The sequence below is a fragment of the Phocaeicola massiliensis B84634 = Timone 84634 = DSM 17679 = JCM 13223 genome (assembly GCF_000382445.1).
GTDB lineage: Bacteria > Bacteroidota > Bacteroidia > Bacteroidales > Bacteroidaceae > Phocaeicola > Phocaeicola massiliensis.
Window position 1 is genome coordinate 26,805 of record NZ_KB905474.1, and the last position, 23,976, is coordinate 50,780.

The following is a 23,976-nucleotide window of genomic DNA, read 5'->3' on the forward strand; positions in this document are numbered from 1 at the left end:
CCTCTGCCCGGAATTAAAACAAACGAAAGGAGGCAATAAGATGAGAAAATATCTTTATTGTGAAAACGGTTTTGTGGAAAAGCCGCAGTGGATGCCCAACTGCTGGGTAAATGTAGAATGCCCTGATAAAAGCGATTTTGACTTTCTGACCAAAGATTTAAAAGTCCCCGAATCTTTTTTAGAGGACATTGCCGATGTAGATGAACGACCGCGTACCGACACCGAGGAAAACTGGTTGCTGACCATTATCCGTATTCCTTTGCAGCAACAAGGAAGTATTCCATATACAACCATTCCCATAGGCATTATCACAAACAATGAGATTATTGTCACCATTTGCTATCATTCCACTGAAATGATACCCGACTTTATCGACCATACACGCCGAAAAGGAATAGTGGTGCGCAATAAGTTTGAATTGATATTACGGCTGATTTACTCTTCTGCAGTATGGTTCCTGAAATACCTGAAGCAAATAAACAATGATGTGACGGCAGCCGAAAAAGAGTTGGAGAAAAGCATCCGCAACGAAGATTTACTTCGACTGATGAAGCTGCAAAAGACATTAGTCTATTTCAACACCTCGATACGTGGAAATGAGGTGATGATAGGCAAATTGCAAAGTATCTTTCAGGAAAAGGATTACCAAAACCCTGATTTGGTAGAAGATGTGGTCATTGAATTGAAACAAGCATATAACACAGTAAATATTTACAGTGACATCTTAACAGGCACAATGGATGCTTTCGCTTCCATTATTTCAAATAATGTGAATACCATCATGAAACGCATGACCAGCATCTCCATCATATTGATGGTACCTACATTGATAGCCAGCTTTTATGGAATGAACGTAGATGTACATGTAGATGAGTTACCGCATGCTTTCAGCCTCATCATATTAATATCTATCATGCTATCGGCCATGGCATTTGTTATCTTCAAAAAGATAAAGTGGTTTTAAGCCGAAAATTACTTTACTATCGTTTTGCTGTCGTGTCGGAATATATCCGCCACGACAGATAACGATACAATAAATTCATAATTCTATCGGCATTTCCTCTTTCTTTGCCCTATCTTACGCCTTATCCACAGATAATAGCCGGTCAGTGGCAGACAAGCTCCGATGAGAGCCGCAGCAAAGGCAAGTATTTTGGTAAACATGCCGCCCCAACTTCCCACATGCACTGAATATATCCATCCCCGAATCTTCCCCGATGGCTCAGCATTCTGATATAAAGATACATTTGTTATCTCACCCGAACGAGGGTCAAACTCATAACGATCACTCGCACGCTGATTGCCCAACCGGTCGAAAGAGACATTGGCAGTACCCCGGGATATGGTAATCTGTCTGCAATCGGGATTCTCATTCTTCAACTGTCGATAAACCTGTTCCCAATGTGCATACGGAGCCTGTGATTTTTCCTTTCCCTTCTTTTCCTGTCCATGAGCTGCATGCCCACTTCCTTGCCGGGTTTCTACTCCAAAGATTTTATAGAATCCGGTCCGGTACCAGGCGAAAGACCAAGTCAGCCCCGTCAGTGACATCACCAGCAAAAACAACAACGCATACAGACCGCCCGCCACATGAAAATCATAGCAGAACCTGCGAAACCCCTTCCGCGACGTTATCTTCAGACTATTCTTCATCGCCTGCAGTGTACGCGGCCACCAAATAATGATACCCGTCAACAGAATAAGAACAAACATCAGTGTACTCACTCCTACTATCATCTTTCCCCAAAAAATACCGCCATCAGGCTTCATACTGTCCAACAGCCAGCGATGCAGTTTAAACATGGTCAGGAAAAAAGCCGGACGTTCGTATTTCCCTTTCACTTCACCCGTATAAGGGTCGATATAAACTGATGCACGGCGCGGTTTGGAAAGATTTACCTGCCACGTGCGCCCTTTCTCCGAAGGAATACTCACTCCGGCAACAGATACACTATCGGGCAATGTCTCCGCCACTCGTTCTAGAAGCATCTCCACAGGCAGCGGTTCCGCCTTTATCTCTTTCACTTGATAAAGGTCGGGACGGCTCCATTCTGTTATTTCGTTCTCGAAAACCAGCATGGCACCCGAAAAGCATATCAGGCTGACGAGTAGTCCGAAAGGTACAGAAAGCCAAAGATGTAGTGTCCGAAATATCTTTTTCATTTCTGAGATGTAAGTTTACCTACAGTACTAACAGACTCCGCAATGATAGTCAACCCCTTTGTGGCAGTAGCAGTCCGAGGGTCAATCTTGTAAAGTGCCGGAGTACTGCCATCGGTAGTGGATACCGGCATATATATGTAACCGTTCTCGTTATAAGGAATATTTCCATAAGCACTCAGAACATCTTCCGATGGCAATCCGGTCACCGGTTTCAGTGTCCGGTCTTCACCTTTAAAGACTGCCAGTTCAGTAGTATACTCCCCTTTCGACTGTAACCCGCGAGTATACATCTGAAGCAGGAAATAATCTTCTGTGATATGCCAGCATTTGTACATCGGATGCTTGTTTCCAAGCTCTTCTAGATTGACATAATAAGTATCGTCAAACGAAGTTTCTCCTGCCTTGATTCGCATCACTCCCGAAGGAAGTGTTCCCTGCACACGCTTTAAGTCATCCGAAGAAGTGGTAAGTCGTCCGTAGCCGGGTGAGAAAACATAAAGATCGCCGTTATCAGCCGCCCAAATAGTCTGGTAATATTGAGAACGCATACGTCCGCTGGCAAAGCCGATTTTATCAGTGGCAACAATCGTTGGAGTACTGCTGAAATCATTTCCGCTGTAAATAGCCACATATGCATGGTCGGGATACTGAGTAGAAGGAATAGAACCTTCTTTATAAGCACCGCTGCCACTGCCTCCCGCCACGGTTGCCACAAGTTGCGGATCGGTCACCTTGTCCGGGAACGCTTTTACACCATATTGGCTCATCCCCATCGGAATTACTGAAGTGTAAAGTTTGCCGTTTGCCTGTACAAACCCGGAAAAAGTAACATACTCACCATTACCCAAGTAGTTTTCACACGGGTAGGTCTTGGTACTTGTAGTACCGTCCAGTGAATTCAGATAGTTGACCAAAATACCTTGCTCCGCATATCCGCCGGCATCCGTCCGGTCTGTATCTCCGGTAGAAGCGGTAATCACATTATCTCCCCACGTGCCATACGTGGTGATGCGTTTAAAAGCATACGACAGATGCTCTTCGAGCTTATTATTACTGTTCAGAATGTAAGAAGAACCGGTTCCGTCTCCTCCCTTATTATACACAAGGCGGAAGAGGTAATCATTGTTATGAAACACCCAATACGTACCGGTCTCTGTTTCAAGACCGTTATTTTTTACTGTAACGCTTCCTTCGTCCAAAGACTCGGCAGTCAGGAGATAATTTACCCCATCAACTGTGGCAGCAACCACGTATGTCCCTGCCCCGGTACCGGGAGCATCCGGCGTTGAATTTTCAGGTACTGTATCATCACTGCATGAAGTCAACACGCTGCCTGCACAACATGCCATGACAACAGACCAAAACAAAAATTTTCTATTCATCATTCTTCTATTTATATTTTATCGATTCATATTCTATTGTCCGAAATAAACCCTCACCTTCCCGTAGAATGCACGCCCGGCTTTCTGCAGGCTATAATTATCATACAATTTCTCATCCGTGAAATTCTTGCATTCCAACGAGAGGTTATAGCGTCCATTCTTGATACTATACGTAATCCCCAGATTGTGTGAAAATTGTTCCGGCACACGTTTCTTGGAAGAAGCCTCTCCGATAGTTTCCCAATTCAACGGAAATTCGTGCTGATAATAGCTGTCATACGTGAGCGACAAGCGATTTCCTTTTGCAAACAAATCATGCCAATAGAGCGAAGCATCCAAGCTGGCATAACGGTAAGGCTGATTGGGTATACGAAGTTTATACTTCAGGCTTTCCTGCAGGGAGCCTCCCTCCAGATATTTTTCATTGTCACGCGTATCCATGCTGCTATAAGTACCTCCCACACTGAGCCAGTGCGAATAGCTGTAACGTGCAGACACATTAAAACCTTTCGTCTTTACACGCCCGTGATTATAATAGGAACCATAACTTTTACCACCAAAAGAGCTGATGGTACGGACGATGTAATCTTTCGTATCACGATAAATCAGACTTCCTTCCACATAGAGCTCATGCTTGCCCAAGCGGTGCGTATAACTGAGGTTCAAATTGATATTGTCACTGTTCTCCGGATTCAGGTCAGCCTTACCCGCTTCCAAGTCCTCATCACCGAACAACTCTTCATTCGATGGCAACCGATAAGCTTTCTCATACGAGAGCTTTACCTGTAAATCCCTTATTATCCAATATGTGCCTGCCGCTCCATACCCCAGAGCGCTTACGTGCTTGGACATATCAATATAGTTCCCTATACCATCGGCATTCTGTGAGACTAATCCCGAACTATGCTGGTTATAATACTTTCCGAAGGCAGAGAAGTTCCACCTTTCAGCAGGCATCAGACGATAAGAAAGTCCGGTGATATTCTTCCTTGTCTTCTTGGGAACGGTAAAATCCGAAACAGCCGAAGTGGAATTCACATCCGAACGGTTACTGCGCTCGAAAACCGTCAGTACATGGCTCAGTGTAAAGGTCTGCGTCCTGCTGAGACGATAATCAACCTTGAACGTCCCATTCCAGTTCTTATTCTTCGATTCATTGTCCTGGTAAGATTGCTCTCCTTTTGAACCGGTATATTGCTTTTCTCCATACCAATTATATTGATAAGGCACCGTATCAATATTCTGAGTCAGATTATAATTATAATTTGCCGTCAAACTAACATCCAGTCCTTTGGTAAATAAATCCCGCTTATGATACTCCAATGAGGGCATCAGCGAATGTCCCTTGCGGTGTTTCTCTCCAAATACTGCCTCTTGGCGCACTCCTGTCTGAATCTCCTTGTACATATTGGAATAAGTAAAACCGAAAAGCAGACGGTCGGCAAAGGGTTTCCCCACCCAACCCACTTTTCCGATGACAGCCTCATTGTGGTAAGTGTCATTGAAACGTTTTACATGCTCAATCTTCTTTTTGTCGGTGGTATTGCCATCGGGAGAAAAATGAGTGACATACGTATCCACATAATAATCATTGTCGGAATAGTTCTGAAATGCATTAATCTCATACATCAATCCGCTTCTGAAAGTCTGTCCGAAATTGACATACGACTTATGCGTATTAAACGAACCATAAGAATAAGAAGTATCCAAAAACCATTTTCTCTTCTTCTTATTCGTTACAATATTGATGACGCCTCCTAAAGCATCGGTACCGAATCCTACCGGTACAACTCCTTTATATACTTCTATACGCTCGGCAAAATTCACCGGAATATTGTTCAGCCCGAAAGAGCTGCCTACCCCCTCCTGCGGCACTCCGTCAATAAAGACTTTGACGTGCTTTCCACTGAACCCATCCAACATGAGTTGGGTATCAGAACCTACACCTCCTGCCTCCCGCAGTTTCATACCCGGCAGTTTGGATAAAGCATCACTCAAATTCTTCGTCGAGTTCTGCAACTCCTCCGTATCCACAGCCACGGCATTGAAAGCCGAACGCTTCACACGACCTACCCCATTGGACACGACAACGACCTCGTCTAACTCTGTCACAGACGAAGCTAATACTACATTCATTTTTACTCTCTCACCTCGAAAGAGCTTCACCGGCTTCTCTATCGTTTCATAACCGACAGCAGAAACGACCAGTGTATACTCCCCTGCGGGGGCATGCAAATGATATATTCCCTGCTCATTGGTCATACAACCATAATTGGTTCCTTTCAGATACACCGTTGCCAAGTCTATGATTTCTTTCTCCTTCGATACGACTTTACCCGAAATCATGGTTTTATGCTGCTGTGCATATACAGATACAGCCGTCAATAAAACGATGATTAAAATATTCACTTTCCGAACTACTGTTTTCACGTTTTCTTCTTCTAAGTAATTACATTCTTTATTCGGATGCAAAGGTCTTGATAAAACTGACGCGCCACAATCGCTTTTTATAGGTAATTTAGAAACCTTCCTCAACAGTCATTTCTTTCATACAATCACTATTTATAAGTATTCTCCCCATTGAGCAGGCAAATATTCCTTTGCACCGGAAATAAACTTTTTTGCACGTTGCAAGGAATTTAAAATATTTATAGCCTATCTTTGCAGCATTAAACTAACCTATTAAACACCAATAATAAATGAAAAAGCTATCTGGTTTTCTATTGTTATTCGTCTTTCTATGCTGCTCACTGTCAGCAAAAGAAACGCAAATCATCATCTTTTCGACTAATGACATGCACGGCAGTATCGACAACTTTGCCAAAATAGCAAGTTATATACAAAAAGAGCGTGCCAAGAATCCCAACATTCTGATTTTGAGTGGGGGAGATATGTTTTCGGGTAATCCGATGGTGGACCAATACCCTGAGAAAGGCTTTCCTATGATTGACCTGATGAACCGGATAGGATATCAGTATGAAATATTCGGCAACCATGAATTCGACTACGGACAGGAGGTACTGAACCGGCGAATGGAGCAAGCCAACTTCCAATTCCTATGTGCCAACATGATTGTTGATGAAGAAACAGCCGGAATCAAACAACCTCAGCCATACGCTTTTCTGCAAATCGGTGACACCAAGATATGCATCCTGGGCCTTATCGAAGTGAGTAAGCGAAGAACAGGCGAGCTGCTGCCCGCCACCCATCCCGCACGCCTGAAAGGTATCACATTCACCGAGCCTGTATCAACCGCACTTAAATACAAGAACTTACGCAGCCGGTGCAACCTGTTTGTCGGTCTCACTCATACCGGTTATAACAAAGATTGTGAGATAGCCGAAGCGATGCCCGAACTGGATGTTATCATCGGGGGACACTCACATACACGCATTGATTCTACCATTGTCGTCAATGGTGTCTTGATAAGTCAGGCACAGAGCAACCTTCATTATCTGGGCAAGACTACTATCACCTTGGAGGATAATAAAGTAAAAGAGAAGAAATTCGAGCTGATTAATATGGCAAAACTCAAAGACGAAGATACAGATATCAAGCAGTCTATTCAGAAATTCCGCAAGGATTGCCACTTAGACCAAGTAATAGCACATGCCACAGCACAGTTCAACGGTAAAGAGCCACTCGGCTCACTGATGACCGATGCCGTAGCCGATGTGCATAATCTCGACTTTGCTTTCCAGAATGCCGGCGGTGTGCGCATCGGACAAATGGCGAAAGGAGAAATCACCATGGCCGAAATCTATCAGTTGGACCCCTTCGGCAATACTGTAGTTGTCTATCAAATGACTCCGGCAGAGATTCGCACTTTATTAATGAACTCCTACCGCAAAGCCAGCAAACGTGCCGATCTATTGGTGTCGGGCATGACCTACACCATTCATACCCGTGACGGCAAAGCCGTGAGTGTCACCATAAAAGACATGAATGGCAACCCGCTGGACGAAAATAAACAGTACAAAGTAGGTATGAACAGCTACATCGCCTCCAGTTATCGATTCGACCATGCCGACCCGGGGCATGAAATGACTGCCACCTCTTCGGATGCTTTGATAGAATATCTGAAACAGCAAAAAGAAATCACGCCTCAACAGCCACGTACTAGTATTGTAGAAGAATAAACAGAATATATACAATAAAAAGAGGTTGTAACCGATGCCGGCTACAACCTCTTCTGTTTTTATATTACCTGAATTAAAATATGATATTTGCAGACATTACTTAGCAAATGCGTGACGATAACCTTTCACCTTATTCCAGCTACCGCGGGTAAAGTCGGGTACAGCTACCGGAGCATTACCGTTTTCGATAGAAAGGCGGGTAAGTTCTGCCATGCAGCACCATTCAGCCAAGTCGTATACATCCATATCCAAAGGCAAACCGTTGCGCAGACAGTAAACCAGACGGTAATCCATGATGTAGTCCATACCACCGTGACCGCCTACCTTCTTGGCAGTTTCTTCCAATTCCTGGTGAATCGGGTGTTTGTATTTCTGCATCAAAGCTTTTTTCACGTCTTCGGGAACAGCAGCGTGCATATTCAGATTTTCGTGGTTGGGCACTTCTTTAGCATCAACCTGATCAGGACGCAAGCAGTATTGTTCGATAGGATATTTATTGGCAAAACCATCAGTACCTGTCAGCTGATACATACGGCTGTAAGGACGGGGATTCATTACATCGTGCTGAATATGGATAGTTTTACCGTTTTCAGTGCGGATGAAAGTCATGGTGTGGTCACCGTTCTGGAATTCGATAGAATCGTTTGCCAAACCATATCTCTTACCCAGTTCAGGACCGGTTACAGCTTTAGTATCCATAGCTACCAAAGTCTTCATGCGGTCGCCACGGTGAATGTCCAGCAACTGGCAGGCCGGGCCAAGGCCGTGAGTGGCATAAACGTCACCACGGAATTCATTGTTATAATCCAAGCGCCAGTTATTCCAATATTCACCCCAGAACTCTTCGAGGTTATGAATATAAGAACCTTCTACGTGCAATACTTCACCGAACAATCCCTGTTGAGCCATGTTCAGTGTAGTCAGTTCGAAGAAGTCATATACACAGTTTTCCAATTGCATACAGTGCTTGCGAGTCTTTTCCGAAGTATTGATTAACGCCCAGATTTCATCCAATGTCATAGCAGACGGAACTTCGATGGCAACGTGCTTGCCGTGTTCCATGGCATAAACGCCCATTTCGGCATGATGCTTCCAGTCTGAAGCAATATATACCACATCAATATCATCACGTTCGCAAAGTTGCTTCCATGCATCTTCAGAACCTGAATATTCAGCAGCTTTAGGAAGGCCGGCTTTCTCTAAAATACCTTGTGCTCTTTCTACACATTTGGGACGAAGGTCACACAAAGCTACAATTTTTGTACCGGGGATATGAGTCCAGCGTGCAACTGCACCGGGACCACGCATACCCAAACCAATAAAACCAACACGGACTGTATCCAGCTTCGGGGCAGTCAGTTGAATTACATCTTGCTGTCCGGCAGGACGTTCGGGAACAGCGACTTCAATAGGAGCATACTCCTTTGCAACAGCTTCTTTCTGAGGAGAAGCACATCCGGCCAAACAGAACAATGCCAAGCCGGTCATCACAGTCAATAGATTCTTAATCTTCATGTCTTTTCAAAATAAATATTTAAATATAATAGTTAGTATTCATCGCTCATAAGCGAACACCTCATTCGGCAATCGTCACATTCGTCACCCGCTCCAGCCAGAAACGGTTCCGGTTAGAATGGAACGGCTTATAGTCCGTGTTCTTCTTTATAACATTATTGCGGAATATTAATCCATCCACTGATTTGGCATACAGGATAGGAGCATCAAAAGTATCGAACTCATTGTCTTCTATCACAATGCCCCCTTCCGGTCCTCCATGAAAATACTTCTGCTGGTTCTTTAAGTCGGGTATCTCCGGATAAATCGAAATCACTGCATTCGTAAACTGGAATAAATTGGTAAGTGCATTTACAAAACGATTCTTACGAATAATCACATTACGGCATGCTCCGGTTTCAAACCAGCCGTTACAATCTCCACACAACAAGATAGCAGCTCCTGAAGTATGGTCAAATAAGTTATTCTCAACAACCGTTTTACGCGGAGTACTGAACAGACTACCTCTCGCTCTATTATTACGAATCGTATTTCCGGCAAACAAAACTTCCGGTGTCCAGGTAAGATTCTCGATGCCAAATCCGCTTTGCCCATTGACAGCCGGATCTATCGCCTCATCAAAAGTAATGATGAATTCGCGTGCCCCGTCTATTTGTTCTTTATCATGCGGACGGATGCTTGCAATCTTATTCTGATTGCCAATCAACTCCATGGTAGAGGATTGAACGAACTGCACCTCATCTCCGGCGCGTCCCCATTCAAATCCCCATGACTGATCATGCATATAACGTCCGACCAATGTGTGGTCATCTATCCTTTTCACCACTTTCAGATATGTTCCATGCACATTAATGGCATCATCCATCATGCCTTCATAGAGTCCATTGCAAGAAGTTATCTTTCCTTTACAACCTGAAAAATGAGTCGCATCTGCCTGTGTGGTAAAATAACGCGGATCATCATCACCCTTCAAGCAAACACAGAACTTCTCTAACGTAATATTTTCACTGAATTGTGCCAACAATCCCATTCCTTCCGCATAATGTACTTTTATGTTTTCCAATGTCGTATTTAAATCATGTGACAGGAAAATTCCGGGAGTAGGGCGTCCCCAGCCACGCATGGCAACAACAGTTCCGGGAACAAGACGTGCATCTTTCCAATGGGGAGCACGAATGCGCCGCGGTGCTATCTCACTTGCTCCTTTCGTCGGACAACCGATATCGCTGGTATTGTATACCAAATGTTTGGTATCCCCATCAAAAGCAATTCCCCAGGAATGTTTTAAAGTCCATCCTTCTCCATAAGCTTCAAAAATCGAATCTTTGGCTATACGATATTTCACCCATGAAGCCGGTTCGAATACGATTCCCTCTTGCGGAGTATTCTCCAATATCTTTATTTGTGCAATATGGGGATTCTCAAAATCAATACTGAAATTCTTCAAGCTACAATTCTCCGACCGAAGAAGAGACACCGGCAACATTCTCCCATGAAAGACGAACTGTGCCCCCTGCCCGTCAAGAGTAAGGTTTTTCATGTCTTCCAGTGCAATACCTACTTTCTTAGGATTGTCTTGGTCATGGTTCGAGATATAATATTCGCGTACGGCAGCTCCTTTTTCATGGAAGTCATAGCGGCCTTCAGAAAAACGAAGAATAACCGCTTCACCATCCTTGCATTCAGCCTTTATTTTCGACAAAGCTTTTTGCAAAACAGGAGAAGCATTTTTATGAGTATCAGGCTTTAAGCCAAACGTGGAAATATCATATACTTTTTGAGCATACATATTTATCGAAGTGAGTGCAAATATTGCACCTAACGCTAAAATCGAAAGTAATTTCATACTTATTAGACTTAATAAATTAATCAATGCACTGTATTGAAATACAAAGAAAGGAAGTTTCCCCAATATACCTAGTATTTGCTTACGCTTTTTTAACAAATTAGTGATAAAAAGCGGGATGTGAAGACAAATGCCATACACACCCCGTGCATAATCCTAACACCTAAAATTCATCTCAACTAATATCCCGGATTCTGATCATCCCGCAATAAGGGATTTAAATCCATAGCTCCTTGAGGAATAGGCATTAACATCAAACGATCACTCCATGTCATATTCACAACCTCATAACCATTAGGAGCATAAACAGTACCATTCATTACTTTGTTGCAATATGCAGACCCATAACGACGTATATCATCATAACGTTGTCCTTCAGCAGCCAATTCTATACGACGTTCGTTACGCACAAAGTCCAAAGCAGCTTCCTTAGATGGCATTACAGTAGGTACATCAGGCATACCACAACGATCACGTAAATCATTCAATGCTTTCTGAACTTCAGCATCCCAACCTTTAGTTTGAATCCTCGCTTCAGCATAAGTCAACAAGACCTCAGCATAACGGATAACCGGATAATCCTCCATACTAGCCCAATCCGAATAAGCTGTCAAAGAAAGTAATTTTCTATAACTATATCCTGTCCATGATTCATTACCATCCGAACCAGCCCATGACGGATTCCAGCGATAATAGAAAGTTCCAAAATCTGTTTCATGCCATCCTTTAAAAGGAAATAACATAGAAGCATAAAGACGGCTGTCACGATTACGGAATTCATCCATATAGGCATATTCTTTCAAATTCAAAGTAGGAACAGTTTTAATATAAGTAGTTTGATCCATTCCTTCAACAACAGCTGTTATTTTAGCAAAATTCTCTTTACGAGTTGCTACCGGAATCTCAGGACGTATCGTTTTTCCGTCAATATCCCAATACGCATCAATCAATCCCTGCATCGGTTCGTATGAAGAATAACCGGAAATCAATTGACTAGGACGAATATAAGTATAGCGAGTCCAATCATAGTTATTATCATCTGCCATATACCCCCGTGTCACCAAATACTCAGGATTATCAGGATTGGCATTCTCCTTATGCCACAAACATTCATAACTGAACATACCTTTCACAAACTTATCCTTATCGATATTCTTTGCTTCAAAATCAATATATTGTTCCATCTCATCAGCCTCTTTCTGCTGAGCTGCATTCAAAGATGTCACACGGAACAAACTATGATGTCCTTCCTGAATTATCTTTCCGGCAGACGCTTCTGCTTCTGCGAAATTGCCAAAATACAACGCAGCACGAGCGCGCAAGGCTAATGCTCCAGCCCGAGTGATTCGTCCTTTTTCATAACCTTCTCCACCAGGATAACTATCTGGTAATATCTCAGCTATTTCAGCCAACTCACTTAAAATAAATGCTTGAACTGTTTCCACCGGATCACGTTTCACATTAGGTGCATCATACTCCATCACAGTAGTAACTAAAGGAACTTTACCAAACTTAGTAGTCAAATCCAAATAATCTGATGCACGAAAATAGCGTGCTTCAGCTTTCATTCTTTCCCTTAAAGCTGCGTCCATCTCACATCCATCAACTTTTTCAAGGAAATTATTTACAATGCGAATAGTCCTAAAGCTATAACCACGATCACTCTCAGAACTTACTCCATTTTGTTGAATCAATTCATAGGGACCTTCCCACGGTTTATGACTATGTGCATTATCTGTACACATTTCATCCCAAATATCCATGCCACCCATTTGTGCATAACAAGCATTCAGACCATACCATGCATCTTTTTCCGTCTTCCAGAAATTTTCAGCTGCAATCTCTGAAGGCGGTACTACTTCCATATCACATGAAGCAAAAGCAACTGTAAATAAACCTAGGATAGCTAAATTCTTTATATTTTTCATAATTCAATTCGTTATTTAAGATTATCAATTAAAATGAAACATTCACACCAAACGCCACAGATTTACTACCTAAATAGCTCAAGCCACGTCCTGAAGGTGACTCAGGATCAAAATCTTTCATTTTATCGTCAGCACGTAATGTAAATAAGTTTTCCCCTGTTACAAAAAGCTTCAAACTACTCAATCCCCAACTCTTCACTACATTTATAGGAACCATATATCCTAAAGAGATGCTCTTAATACGGAAATAATCCGAATCAAACAACTGATAATCAGAGAAATACTGATTATAATCATCTAAACTATGTCCTCCATAAATACGAGGATAGATGGCACGCGGATTAGGATTTTCTTGTGTCCAACGCCCCCGGTGAAATTCACGAGGATTAGCATTCAACATAAAGGCAGATATTTGCTCTGATTCAAAAGCGGTCATTGTACCACTTACACCTTGACCAAATACAGATAATTCAAAATTTTTCCATTGTAGATTCAAATTAACTCCATAAGTAAAATCAGGAACATCCTTACCAATGATTGTACGATCCTCACCAGAAATAGCTGCATGAGATTTATCTTCATTCGCTTCCAAGTCACCATAATACTTCACATCCTCACGTTGAGGAACGTATTTGATATCACCGGCATTAGGAATACGACCAAAAGTATAGAAGCGTCCTGCATCAATTTCTTCTTGTGTATAAAGTCCATCAGTCTTATATCCATAGAATGAACCGATAGGTTCACCTTCTCTTAATATAAAACGAATTTTATCCCCGCCATTACTAATGATATCATCTGAACCGGCTAAGTCCACAACTTTATTTTTATTAGTTGCAATGTTACCTGTTACTGTATATTTCAAATCACCGACATTACCTCTGTATGTAAGAGCCATCTCAAAACCTGTGTTTTTCACTTTTCCGATATTTTGAGACGGTGCGCTCCAAATACCAGTTTCTACTGGCACATTATAGCCCAACAAAATATCACTGGTATTTTTAATATAATAATCGGCAACAATGCTTAATTTATTATCAAACAAATCAATATCCACACCAAAATCTGTCAAAGCAACCGTTTCCCAGCCCAAGCCTAAATTGGCTGGTTTAGACTCTAGAATACCTTTTACAGCCTCATCATTGAAGTTGTAATCAGAACCTAAATTATAATTTTGGAAATAATCATAATTCCCTACATTATTAATATTACCCAATGTACCCCACGATGCTCTAATCTTCAAATTATTAATCCAAGAGATATTTTTCATAAACTCTTCTTGGCTAATACGCCAACCGGCAGAGAATGAAGGAAAATATCCCCAACGGTTATCTTTATAAAAACGTGAAGAGGCATCTGCACGAATATTAGCTTCTAATAAATAACGATCCATTAATGAATAATTGATACGACCAAAGTACGAAAGAATTTTGTATTCAGTCATTCCACCACCATTGGAAAGATCTTTTCCAGCATTAGAACCACCGTTCAAATCCTCCAAAGCATCAGATGGAAAGTTTTTACGTCCTGCGCTCAATGCTTCATATTTATAGTGCTCATAAGAAGTACCGGCTAATGCAGTAATGTTATGTATAGAATTAGACCAATCATATTTGATAGTTCCAGTATACAACATACGTGTTACACTACTCCAATTCATACTCATAGAGTTTGTATAAGTACCAGTACCACCAATAGGTGTACCAGTCTCGAAAGTCTTCACTTCATCTTGCAAAGCCGTGTAAGACTTACCTTTATACTCTTGTCCGCGGAATACCCCTTGACCACTAATAACCAATCCTTTAACCGGTTTTATATCAAAACCTAAATCATACATTGTTTCTTCAGTTTTGGATTTACTCCAATTTTTATTACTTAAAGCACGAAGAGGATTGCCTGTGATAAAAGATTGGGTAGCCTGTTTACCACCGGCAATACTTCCCCATTCTCCATTTGACTGTTGAGCCACCATAATAGATGGAACCAATAAAAAGTTTCCCATCCAAGGTTGTCCATGTTCTGTATCAGACACATTACGTATGTATTTAATACTACCTTTAACAGTAAACCATTTAGTAATATCCGATGCTATATTAGTATCCAATGTATAACGAGTTTTGTCCTGCCCTGACATAAAATTAGGCTTATCATCATACATATACCCTAAATTCATAAAATAGCGTACTTTATCACTTCCTCCACTGAAACTTACAGAATGTTGAGTAGTCAATACATGTTTATCCAACACCAAATCAGCCCAATTTGTGTTAGGGTAATAGTCAAGATCTGTTCCATTTCTAAATTTATCAATTTCTTCTTGTGAATATGCCTGATATTTACCATTTGCCGCATTACGGTTATACATACCTTCATTCAACATAGAAGCATACTCCCATGAATCTACAGTTTTAGGTAAATAAGTAGGAGTTTTCATACCCACCAAACCACTATATGAAACATTCATTTTTCCCTTTTCACCATTTTTGGTAGTTACCAAAACAACACCATAAGCTGCACGAGAACCATAAATAGCAGAAGACGAAGCATCCTTCAAAAAGGAGATACTTTCTATAGAGTTCGGATTAAGACTTTGAAAAAACGCAGCATCTGCAATAGCACCATCAATCACATAAAGAGGTTCTGAAGTTCCTAAATTACCACGTCCACGAAAGTTGATAGATGGAGTAGACCCCGGACGAGAAATTACAGTCACTCCAGGTACTGTACCTTGAACAGCTGAAAGCACATTAGTTTGAACCCGGTCTTTAATTTCACTTGAGCTAACAGAAGCAACAGAACCTGTTAAATTCACCTTCTTTTGAGTACCATAGCCGATAACTACGACTTCATCCAATGTTTTCGTATCTTCTTTTAAAGTTACATTATAAAAAGAAGTACCCGAGTGAACTTTTACTACTTGGGGTAAATAACCTATATAGCTAATTTGCAACTCATCACTAGAAATCGTCAGTGTGTAATTACCTTCAAAATCTGTAACTGTTCCATTTGTAGCAACCCCTTTTTCAACAACAGAAGCACCAATAATAGGTTCACCATTCACATCTTTTACACAACCAGTTATAGTCCTGCTCTTCTGCTGTTGATGTTCTATTACATTTACAGCTTTTACTGTTGAAATAAGAATTTGGTTATTTACTATTTTATAAGTATAACCAGAATCTTTAAACATCTGATTTAATACTTGTTCAATAGAAGCATTCTTGGCATTCACAGAAATCTTTTTGTCCAATTTGATTTGGTTATCATTATAAAAAAACGTATAATCACTAAGTTTTTCTATTTCCTCCATCACAGAGTGCATGGAAACATTCGACTTACTTAGCGAGATAAAAGTGGCCTGAGTAAAAGCATTTGCCGGTATTGAACAAGTAGCACAAGCCATTAAGGCACAAAAAAGGTGTCGTTTTACTTTTTGCGGATAAAACAACCGCAGATTACTTTTTTTCATAAATTTGAATTGTTTATTAGATTAAAAAATTAACAGTAATTCCATTTTTGTGGAAATATAAACCTTCTCAAATAATTCTATAGAAAAATATTTATCATAGTCTTGTATTTCTCATAAGCTTCAATTTTTAAAGTTCAAACAGTCTTAGTGCTTTAGTTCTATTAGATAATGATTATTGCCAACCATTTTATAAGTCAATGGAGCACTATGTGATATGTAATTTAATATTAGAGCTAACGGTTCGCTATGTACAGTAAAAGTGAAACGATAATATTCTGCTAATTGAGGATCACACTCTATCCTTTGCCCATACCACTTTTCTAATCTATTCAATATCATCTGCAAAGTTTCATTCTTAAAACTCATTCTCTTCCCCTTTCGCCAACCGGAATAAGCATCTGCATCAATATTTGTAAGATTCACTCCCTTTTCTTCACTATAAGTCAACTTTTCATTTGGAGCTAAAGTATATATTTTGCCTTCCAACTTTTTATTATCTGAAATCGCTACTTTCACTTTCCCTGTCAACAAAACAGCCTCTACCTCTTTATCGTTATCGTAACTAAATATTTCAAAAGAGGTTCCCATGACCGTTACATCCATCTTTTTAGTTTTCACAATAAACGGATGAGATTTATCTGGACTCACATTAAAAAACGCTTGTCCAGACAATTTAACCTCTCTATTAGATCCTGAAAATTTTTGAGGATAGGTAAGCTTACTACCTGCACCCAACATCACCTTTGTACCATCCGCTAATTTCACTGAGTCCATTGATTGATATCCAGTATTCACAACATAAATCACTTCCTGACGGCCGCTCTCCACAAATAATAACGCCGAAAGCAACATACATATAGCTACTGATACAGCTATTCCATATCGATAGAAAGAGTAAGTGAAATAATTAGTCTTTCTTTTAACATTCTTCAATACACTATGCAAAATACGTTCTTCTCTTACCGAATCAACAATGGCAGGTGCCTCTTCCCATTGTTTGCGAAGAGCATCATTAATAAATTCATAATTATTCAACTCCCCTCTTTCTTTAGGTTCCAAAGAACGTTCAAACAGCTTCCTTATTATATCATCCCTATTTTTGTCCATTTTACATTTTGTTTTTGCACAGATAATTTTATACGCATTTAATATAAATACGCATAACTAATAAAGTACCCCCAGCCAAAAGCACTTTTTTTTTGAGAAAATCAGAAATGAAATAATTTAAAAGATAAAAATAAGATAAAACATTATATTCTTCTTCAAGAACTTCAGAGCTTCATTAATATGTCTCTCTACAGTTTTTTCACTGATATTCAAGCGAATAGATATTTCCTTATAAGTTAAATGAGCATTTCGGCTCAGATTGAATACTTCCTGTTGGCGCGGAGGAAGCTCTTTGACCATTTTTTCTATAAATTCCTGTAAATCTGCCGCAGTCAGCTCTTCTTCAAGATTATAATAAGGCATAATACTACTTAATACAGTCAGTTTATACGCATTTTCATTAAAGCTCCTACGAAATTGATTAAAAACTAAATTACGGGTAATAACAAAAAGGAATCCTTTAAAGTTATCATCCTCACGCAACAAGGAGCGACTCTCCCAAACCTTAACAAATACCTCTTGCACAACCTCTTCAATCTCCAAAATAGAAGATAAGTATAAGCGAGAAAAATTATAAACCTTTGACCAATACCTTCTATACAAAGTAGTAAAGGCTTTTTCGTCTCCTTCTTTCAATAATATGATTAGCTCTTTTTCAGTCATTTGTTATTAATTATACGCAAATATATTACTTAATAGTTAAGAAAAGAATCTAATATGCTATTATTTTTTTAACATCTACTATTCTTTCATTCTCCATCTCCCATTAGAAACCATTCAAATGCAGCTTTAACAGACCAATTATAAATTATATACCACCTCAGAGACTTGAGCTTATCATACATAGCTTTCATCACCTCTTTTTTTCTATTCTAATGAAGAAAATTATATAACTAGAGCTTCTTTAAAAAAGTCCCAACTATGTCTCTTCGTAACAATCACGGACCACATTCTCCCTGGCTTGTTTGACGCTATAGCCCTGCTTGAACATGCAAGAACTCATATCCCCGAAAGTGACATGCTGCTCGCAGCAAACATTAGCTATAGAACAATGGTAGTCTACTAACAGTCCCAAGTGGTCCTAAATCTGTGCTTTTTTAAAGACATAATGTTTCGTTTTTATATATTGCAAAGATAGAAGAACTAAAGAAGGACAACAATATAGAATCGCAGAGATGCTTACCCGAATCACGACATCTACCAATAATTGTATTGTTTCTTCCTTCCTCCTTTCATCTACCGTTGAAATGTCCTGCCTGTGGGAGCTCCGGTAGTGAATGGACATGTCGTATCATCTTTTCAGCCTCCTTTCATCTGTAAAACTTCTTCTGGCGGGACAAATGCTGAAGGCTGGTTTAAAAGTAGCTTGGAAAGCATGACTGAAAGGGGAATGAGGGGATGTTCTGTCATTGTTAACCGATTGATTGATAATGTGTTTTGGTTAAGCTGTAAGGATGAACGAAAAAAAAGGAATGACCGGCTTAGTGAGGGTGATTCCATCTTCCCTTACATAAAAAACATGCCGAGCTTTTTAAAAAAGATGGTGATGTTTTTAAGAAACATCACCATCTTTTTGGAAAACATCAAGGTCTTTTTGCAGCATGGGAGTGTGCCAAAACTAAACCGACCTATCCCATCGTCAGCTGTAGGGGCGAGGTCCGCTCGCCCGAAAACAGTTTGCTTTGTGTCTTCGGGCAGGCGAACCCTGCCCCTAGGAACCAAAAGACAGCATTGTCCACATTTTGACACATCCCCCTGTTTGTAAAGTGTGTACGTACGCATCGGACTACACATACGGTGGCATCAGGCCACACGTATATACGTATCGAGCTACACGTACGTACGCATGAGCCTGCACGTATATATGTCATTGTGTCAGGCTCCGTCATATCCTGTACCCGGGTTTGATTAATTTGTCTCCCCCCCTTGACAAACGCTTTTTCATGTTGTATATTTGTAGTTCGTCAAATCTAAAAAAAGTGCCTCATGAATGTATTCGCCACCCTCAAAACAGTCTTCTTCGGAAGCAAATTCCTGTCAGCTCCTGTTCCCTCCGACGGAACGCCGCGCCGTGACTTCGTATCCGCCCTCAACGGACTGATGCCGCTTTGTCGGACCATCCCCGGTGTGCACCTGGCAGTGGATATCCGCGAGGGTCGGGTGGCTCTGGTGGTGGACTGGACTCCGCGTACCGACGGGAATGCGCTGGCGGGCGTTTACCATTACATTGTGTCCGATGAAGACGGAGTGAAGGAAGTGGGCAAGTCACAGGTTCTTCCGGCTGAAAACGGCAAGGGCAATTTATCGGAAAACAGGAACGAAGCTCCCGGATGCCCGACAGTCTTAATTGAAAAAACGGAGAAAGAAGCCGCACAATCGGGAGGTGCTCGAAAGGTTATAAATCCTATACACTCGAAAGATGTTAAAAAGGAAGTCGGGGTGGTATCTTCGGAAGGCAATCGAAAGGAAGCCGCGCCGGTATTCTCGAAAAACATTGAAAAGGAAGCCGGATTAGTACCCTCGAAAGAGGCAGTCAAGAAAGCGAAATCATGCTCCCTGATGCAGGAAGTGACCGCTTTCCTCACCTCCCGCTACCGTTTCCGCTTCAACGTACTGACCGAGGAAACCGAAGTAGCAGACGTGGCAAACAACATTCCCGACACCCACCTGCGCTACACCAAGGTGGACGAACGGTGGATGAACACGCTCAGCATGGAGGCCATCGAAACAGGCATAGACTGCTGGGACAGAGACATCCAACGCTTTGTGCGCTCGCGCCGCATCAGCGAATACCATCCCTTTACCGCTTACTTTGAGCAGCTCCCCGAATGGGACGGAAAGGACCGGGTATCCACACTCGCCCGCCGGGTGTCCGACAATCCGGTATGGGTGAACGGTTTCCACCGCTGGATGCTGGGGCTCTCCGCCCAATGGATGCAGTTCCATCCGGATACCAACAACGCCAACCGCGCTAACAGTATCAACCGCGCCAACAGCGTGGCTCCCCTGCTGGTGAGCAGCCGACAAGGACTGGGGAAAAGTACGTTCTGCCGCCTGCTGATGCCCGATGCACTGAAAGCCTATTACACAGAAAGTTACGACCTCGGCTCCCCGGCATCCGCCGAAGCCAAGTTAGCTGCCTGCGGGCTGATCAATCTGGATGAATTCGACAAACTCAGTGCATCCAAAATGCCCCTGCTGAAGAACCTGATGCAAGCCTCCGCACTGAACATCCGCAAGGCCTACAAACGCAGCGCTTCGGCACTTCCCCGCATCGCCTCGTTCATCGGCACCAGCAACCGGGAAGACCTGTTGGTAGACCGCACCGGCTCACGCCGCTTTCTCTGTGTCAGCTTGGAGCACGCCATTGACTGCACCACTCCTGTGGAGCATGAACAGCTGTACGCCCAGCTCAAAGCGGAACTCCTGTCCGGTGAACGCAGCTGGTTCAACAAGGAAGAAGAGCAGGCTATCCAGCAGCACAACGCCCTGTTCTACAAACACATACCCGAAGAAGAGGTGTTCCGCCTTTGCTTCCGCTTTGCCACGAAAGAGGACCATCCGCAGGAAGTGCTGACCCTTTCCGCCACCCAATTATTCGAGCGGATGAAGTCTGCCCATCCTTCAGCCATGAGGGGTATGACCGCCTACAGCCTGAGCCGCATCCTGCCACAGCTGGGCGAGCGGGTACATACCGCCAAGGGGAATGTGTATAGGGTGGTGGCATGCTAGACAAAAATAATATAAAGGCTCAAATAATTACATTATTATAATTTATTGCAAGGCATTGCAAACAAATGATGCAGAATTGTTATTCAGTGGTGCAAAAACCGTATATTTACACCACGATAAAAACGGTAATATCAATGAAAGGATTAACACTATTCAGAAGGACTACCAAATCAGAGGGAATGATTAAATTGCGATTCCGCCTGAAAGACGGTCGTGAGGTGGACTTATATCACAAGAGTGAAACCAAGGCTGATATTAAAGACTTAACAAAGCTTGAAGACGCTGGAGAACTTCGTCCTAAAGTATCTATCTACAATCACGAACTGAAAGAAAAGATAGACCGAGAAATGTCAGCCATTGAAACCGCCTATATTGAACTTTGTGCTAAAATGGATAAAAGCCTCATTACAGCTACATTGTTTGAAGAAACAATCTGCAGGCATCTTCATCCCCAAAATTATATTGCCGTAACCAAAGAAGAAACTCTATTGGAAAGATATACCCGATTCATCAAGGAGGGATATAGAGACGGTACTTTTGCAGAAAAGAGGATGCTTCAATACAATGGATTATATAATGAGTTGAAACGATATTTGACCATCCGTAACCAGTTAAATGTACTTCCAAAGAGTTTTTCGGCAGATGACTTAATGAAACTACGGCTTTTCTTATTTGAAGAATATAAATATGTTGAGAAATACCCAGCTTTATATAGCGAAATCAAGGAGCGTTGTATTCCATCCAAAGAACGTGCACAGAATACTGTTGCCATCAAACTTAGAATATTGCAGGCATTCTATACAGAATTGGAAGACCGTGATGAAATAGATGTGTCGGCTTTCAGAAAACTAGATAAGAACCGGAGAAAAGTTGTAATGAAAGAGAGTTACGATGCACCTGTCTATTTATTACAGGAAGCCAAGGAAGCATTTCTTCTGCAATGCACTTTCGGAAGCCATATTGATGATTTTAATTCACTGAATATGGATAAAGTTTTGTCAGTGCCGAGGGGATTCCTTACTTACGCTATCTGCCTCAGAAAACATTGAAAAGTAATGAGCATAAAGACGAAGTGGAAATACCTATCATGCGATATGCTTTAGATATTATTAAAAAGTGGCAGTTTAACTTCCCTATTCTAAAATACGTGACCGGTAAGAGTGGCTATAATGTAAAAATCAGAAAGTTACTTGACCAAATAGATAGAGAAGTGAAAATTTTTGATAAAGATAGTTTCGATAATATTTATAACGCCCTTTACACAATGGGAAGCAGCAAACTTTGTCGTAAGACTCACTTGGATATGCTGACTAAAGTACAAGTCAATATGTATGTTTCCGGACATCACAAGGAAGGTAGTAGCGCAGTAAAACACAACTCATCCTTGATATTGAAAGACCGCTTTATATTCATGTGTGCGGCATATAAACAACTGAATGTAATAGAAAAATGATATGGAAAACAAGATAGCTATTTTCAAAGATGCAGAAACCATATTGGAAGTTCCGGTATCAACCGAAGAAAAAACAGTATGGCTTAACCGACAACAAATGTCCGTTCTGTTCGACAGGGATGTAAAGACCATTGGTAAGCATATCAACAATGCCATGCGTGAAGAACTGGAAGGGCAAGTGGTAGTCGCAAAATTTGCGACCACCACCCGGCACGGTGCTATGGAAGGTAAAACGCAAACCAAACAAACAGAATATTACAATCTCGATGTGATTATTTCCGTAGGTTACAGGGTTAAATCTAAAAGAGGCGTGGCTTTCCGTAAATGGGCAAATTCTATCTTGACGGAATATATCATCAAAGGCTACGCCATCAACGACCAACGTCTGCAACAGCTTGGAGAGGTGATACGCATCATGAAACGTACCCAAAACGAGCTTGATGCCAAACAGGTGCTTAGTGTGATTGAAAATTACAACACCGCTCTTACCCTGCTCGATGATTACGACCATCAATGTATGAAACGACCGCAGGGAAGTAAAGCAACATACGTTCTAAGTTACAAAGAATGCCGTGGTCTGATAGACCAAATGCGCTTTGGCGCAGATTCCGACCTGTTCGGACATGAAAAAGACGATTCCTTCAAAGGCAGCATCGGCAATATCTACCAAAGTTTCGGCGGTAAGGATGTTTACCCTACCCTTGAAGAAAAAGCGGCCAATCTTCTTTATTTCGTCACCAAAAATCATAGCTTCAGTGACGGAAACAAGCGTATTGCAGCTACTGTATTTCTCTATTTCCTTGACAAGAACGGTATTCTCTATCATGAAGACGGCAGCAAACGTATTGCCGACCATACCCTTGTGGCACTTACCATTATGATTGCCGAATCACGGACGGAAGAAAAAGAGATGATGGTCAGCATCATCATGAACTGCATCTAAAAATTTATATTGTCTGTACATTGTATCTGTTTATCATCTGTACAAAGATGTGGCAATATGCCATTGATTTTGCCATATCATTGTCTGACACGGAAATAAAAATTATATCTGCCTATCATGCAAATAATACACAGGCGGTAATCAAACAAATGATCTGTCTATCCCCCGCTTTTCGAAACCAGTTAAGAGGAGTGGCTGATGTGAAATTCTTCATGTTCAGGCCGGCTATGCTATACGCTTAAAAGAAAGCTTGCCAACCGGGAAAATCGGCTGAGCCGCTATTATTCAGCAAAGAAAAA

15 protein-coding genes are annotated in these 23,976 nt (G+C 41.5%); 6 read left to right on the top strand and 9 right to left on the bottom strand.

The annotated features are described in order from the left end of the window. Nucleotides 1-40 precede the first annotated feature (40 nt). Entirely contained in the window at nucleotides 41-964 is a 924-nt protein-coding gene (locus HMPREF1534_RS03445) for a magnesium transporter CorA family protein (RefSeq protein WP_005943714.1), read from the top strand. An 83-nt stretch (nucleotides 965-1,047) separates the two neighbouring features. Here the strand turns inward: HMPREF1534_RS03445 and HMPREF1534_RS03440 are convergent, their stop codons facing one another. Genes HMPREF1534_RS03440 through HMPREF1534_RS03430 form a run of 3 tightly spaced genes read right to left on the bottom strand, consistent with a single transcriptional unit; the run spans nucleotide 1,048 to nucleotide 5,975 of the window. Next, nucleotides 1,048-2,163 carry a PepSY-associated TM helix domain-containing protein gene (locus HMPREF1534_RS03440; protein WP_005943717.1) on the bottom strand — a complete coding sequence of 372 codons (1,116 nt, stop codon included), beginning with the start codon at nucleotides 2,161-2,163 and terminating at the stop codon, nucleotides 1,048-1,050. Further along, a complete protein-coding gene (locus HMPREF1534_RS03435; protein WP_005943720.1) occupies nucleotides 2,160-3,545 on the bottom strand; it encodes a DUF4374 domain-containing protein in 1,386 nt (461 codons plus the stop codon). The genes HMPREF1534_RS03440 and HMPREF1534_RS03435 overlap by 4 nt, the downstream gene beginning before the upstream one ends. Before the next feature lie 33 nt (nucleotides 3,546-3,578). Next, nucleotides 3,579-5,975 carry a TonB-dependent receptor gene (locus HMPREF1534_RS03430; protein ID WP_005943723.1) on the bottom strand — a complete coding sequence of 799 codons (2,397 nt, stop codon included), beginning with the start codon at nucleotides 5,973-5,975 and terminating at the stop codon, nucleotides 3,579-3,581. Between the two features lie 269 nt (nucleotides 5,976-6,244). Between HMPREF1534_RS03430 and HMPREF1534_RS03425 the strand changes: the two genes are divergently transcribed. Next, nucleotides 6,245-7,684 carry a bifunctional metallophosphatase/5'-nucleotidase gene (locus HMPREF1534_RS03425; RefSeq protein ID WP_005943726.1) on the top strand — a complete coding sequence of 480 codons (1,440 nt, stop codon included), beginning with the start codon at nucleotides 6,245-6,247 and terminating at the stop codon, nucleotides 7,682-7,684. 96 nt (nucleotides 7,685-7,780) lie between these two features. On the opposite strand, the gene HMPREF1534_RS03420 is transcribed toward HMPREF1534_RS03425, so the two are convergent. The 6 genes from HMPREF1534_RS03420 to HMPREF1534_RS03395 form a co-directional block, all read right to left on the bottom strand. Next, the gene (locus HMPREF1534_RS03420) at nucleotides 7,781-9,199 is read right to left on the bottom strand and encodes a Gfo/Idh/MocA family protein (RefSeq protein ID WP_005943728.1); all 1,419 of its coding nucleotides are present in this window, start codon (nucleotides 9,197-9,199) and stop codon (nucleotides 7,781-7,783) included. A 61-nt stretch (nucleotides 9,200-9,260) separates the two neighbouring features. After that, on the bottom strand, nucleotides 9,261-11,045 hold the full coding sequence (locus HMPREF1534_RS03415) for an alpha-1,3-galactosidase-related protein (protein ID WP_005943731.1): 1,785 nt from the start codon (nucleotides 11,043-11,045) through the stop codon (nucleotides 9,261-9,263). 179 nt (nucleotides 11,046-11,224) lie between these two features. Continuing rightward, nucleotides 11,225-12,973, bottom strand: a complete 1,749-nt coding sequence (locus HMPREF1534_RS03410) for a RagB/SusD family nutrient uptake outer membrane protein (protein WP_005943733.1) — start codon at nucleotides 12,971-12,973, stop codon at nucleotides 11,225-11,227. Nucleotides 12,974-13,001: 28 nt separating this feature from the next. Further along, on the bottom strand, nucleotides 13,002-16,442 hold the full coding sequence (locus HMPREF1534_RS03405; protein WP_005943736.1) for a TonB-dependent receptor: 3,441 nt from the start codon (nucleotides 16,440-16,442) through the stop codon (nucleotides 13,002-13,004). 144 nt (nucleotides 16,443-16,586) lie between these two features. Beyond that, on the bottom strand, nucleotides 16,587-17,549 hold the full coding sequence (locus HMPREF1534_RS03400; protein WP_005943739.1) for a FecR family protein: 963 nt from the start codon (nucleotides 17,547-17,549) through the stop codon (nucleotides 16,587-16,589). Between the two features lie 117 nt (nucleotides 17,550-17,666). Then, complete coding sequence (locus HMPREF1534_RS03395; protein WP_005943742.1) at nucleotides 17,667-18,212, bottom strand: RNA polymerase sigma factor; 546 nt, start codon at nucleotides 18,210-18,212, stop codon at nucleotides 17,667-17,669. 1,323 nt (nucleotides 18,213-19,535) lie between these two features. On the opposite strand from HMPREF1534_RS03395, the gene HMPREF1534_RS03390 reads away from it, so the two are divergent. From HMPREF1534_RS03390 to rhuM, 4 genes are all read left to right on the top strand, one after another. Continuing rightward, entirely contained in the window at nucleotides 19,536-21,281 is a 1,746-nt protein-coding gene (locus HMPREF1534_RS03390; protein WP_005943747.1) for a VapE domain-containing protein, read from the top strand. Between the two features lie 134 nt (nucleotides 21,282-21,415). Continuing rightward, nucleotides 21,416-22,330 carry a hypothetical protein gene (locus tag HMPREF1534_RS0119245; RefSeq protein WP_005943749.1) on the top strand — a complete coding sequence of 305 codons (915 nt, stop codon included), beginning with the start codon at nucleotides 21,416-21,418 and terminating at the stop codon, nucleotides 22,328-22,330. After that, nucleotides 22,327-22,734 carry a hypothetical protein gene (locus tag HMPREF1534_RS21060; RefSeq protein WP_229031854.1) on the top strand — a complete coding sequence of 136 codons (408 nt, stop codon included), beginning with the start codon at nucleotides 22,327-22,329 and terminating at the stop codon, nucleotides 22,732-22,734. The genes HMPREF1534_RS0119245 and HMPREF1534_RS21060 overlap by 4 nt, the downstream gene beginning before the upstream one ends. Before the next feature lies 1 nt (nucleotide 22,735). Then, nucleotides 22,736-23,677, top strand: a complete 942-nt coding sequence (rhuM, locus tag HMPREF1534_RS03385) for a virulence protein RhuM/Fic/DOC family protein (RefSeq protein ID WP_005943755.1) — start codon at nucleotides 22,736-22,738, stop codon at nucleotides 23,675-23,677. Nucleotides 23,678-23,976 lie beyond the last annotated feature (299 nt).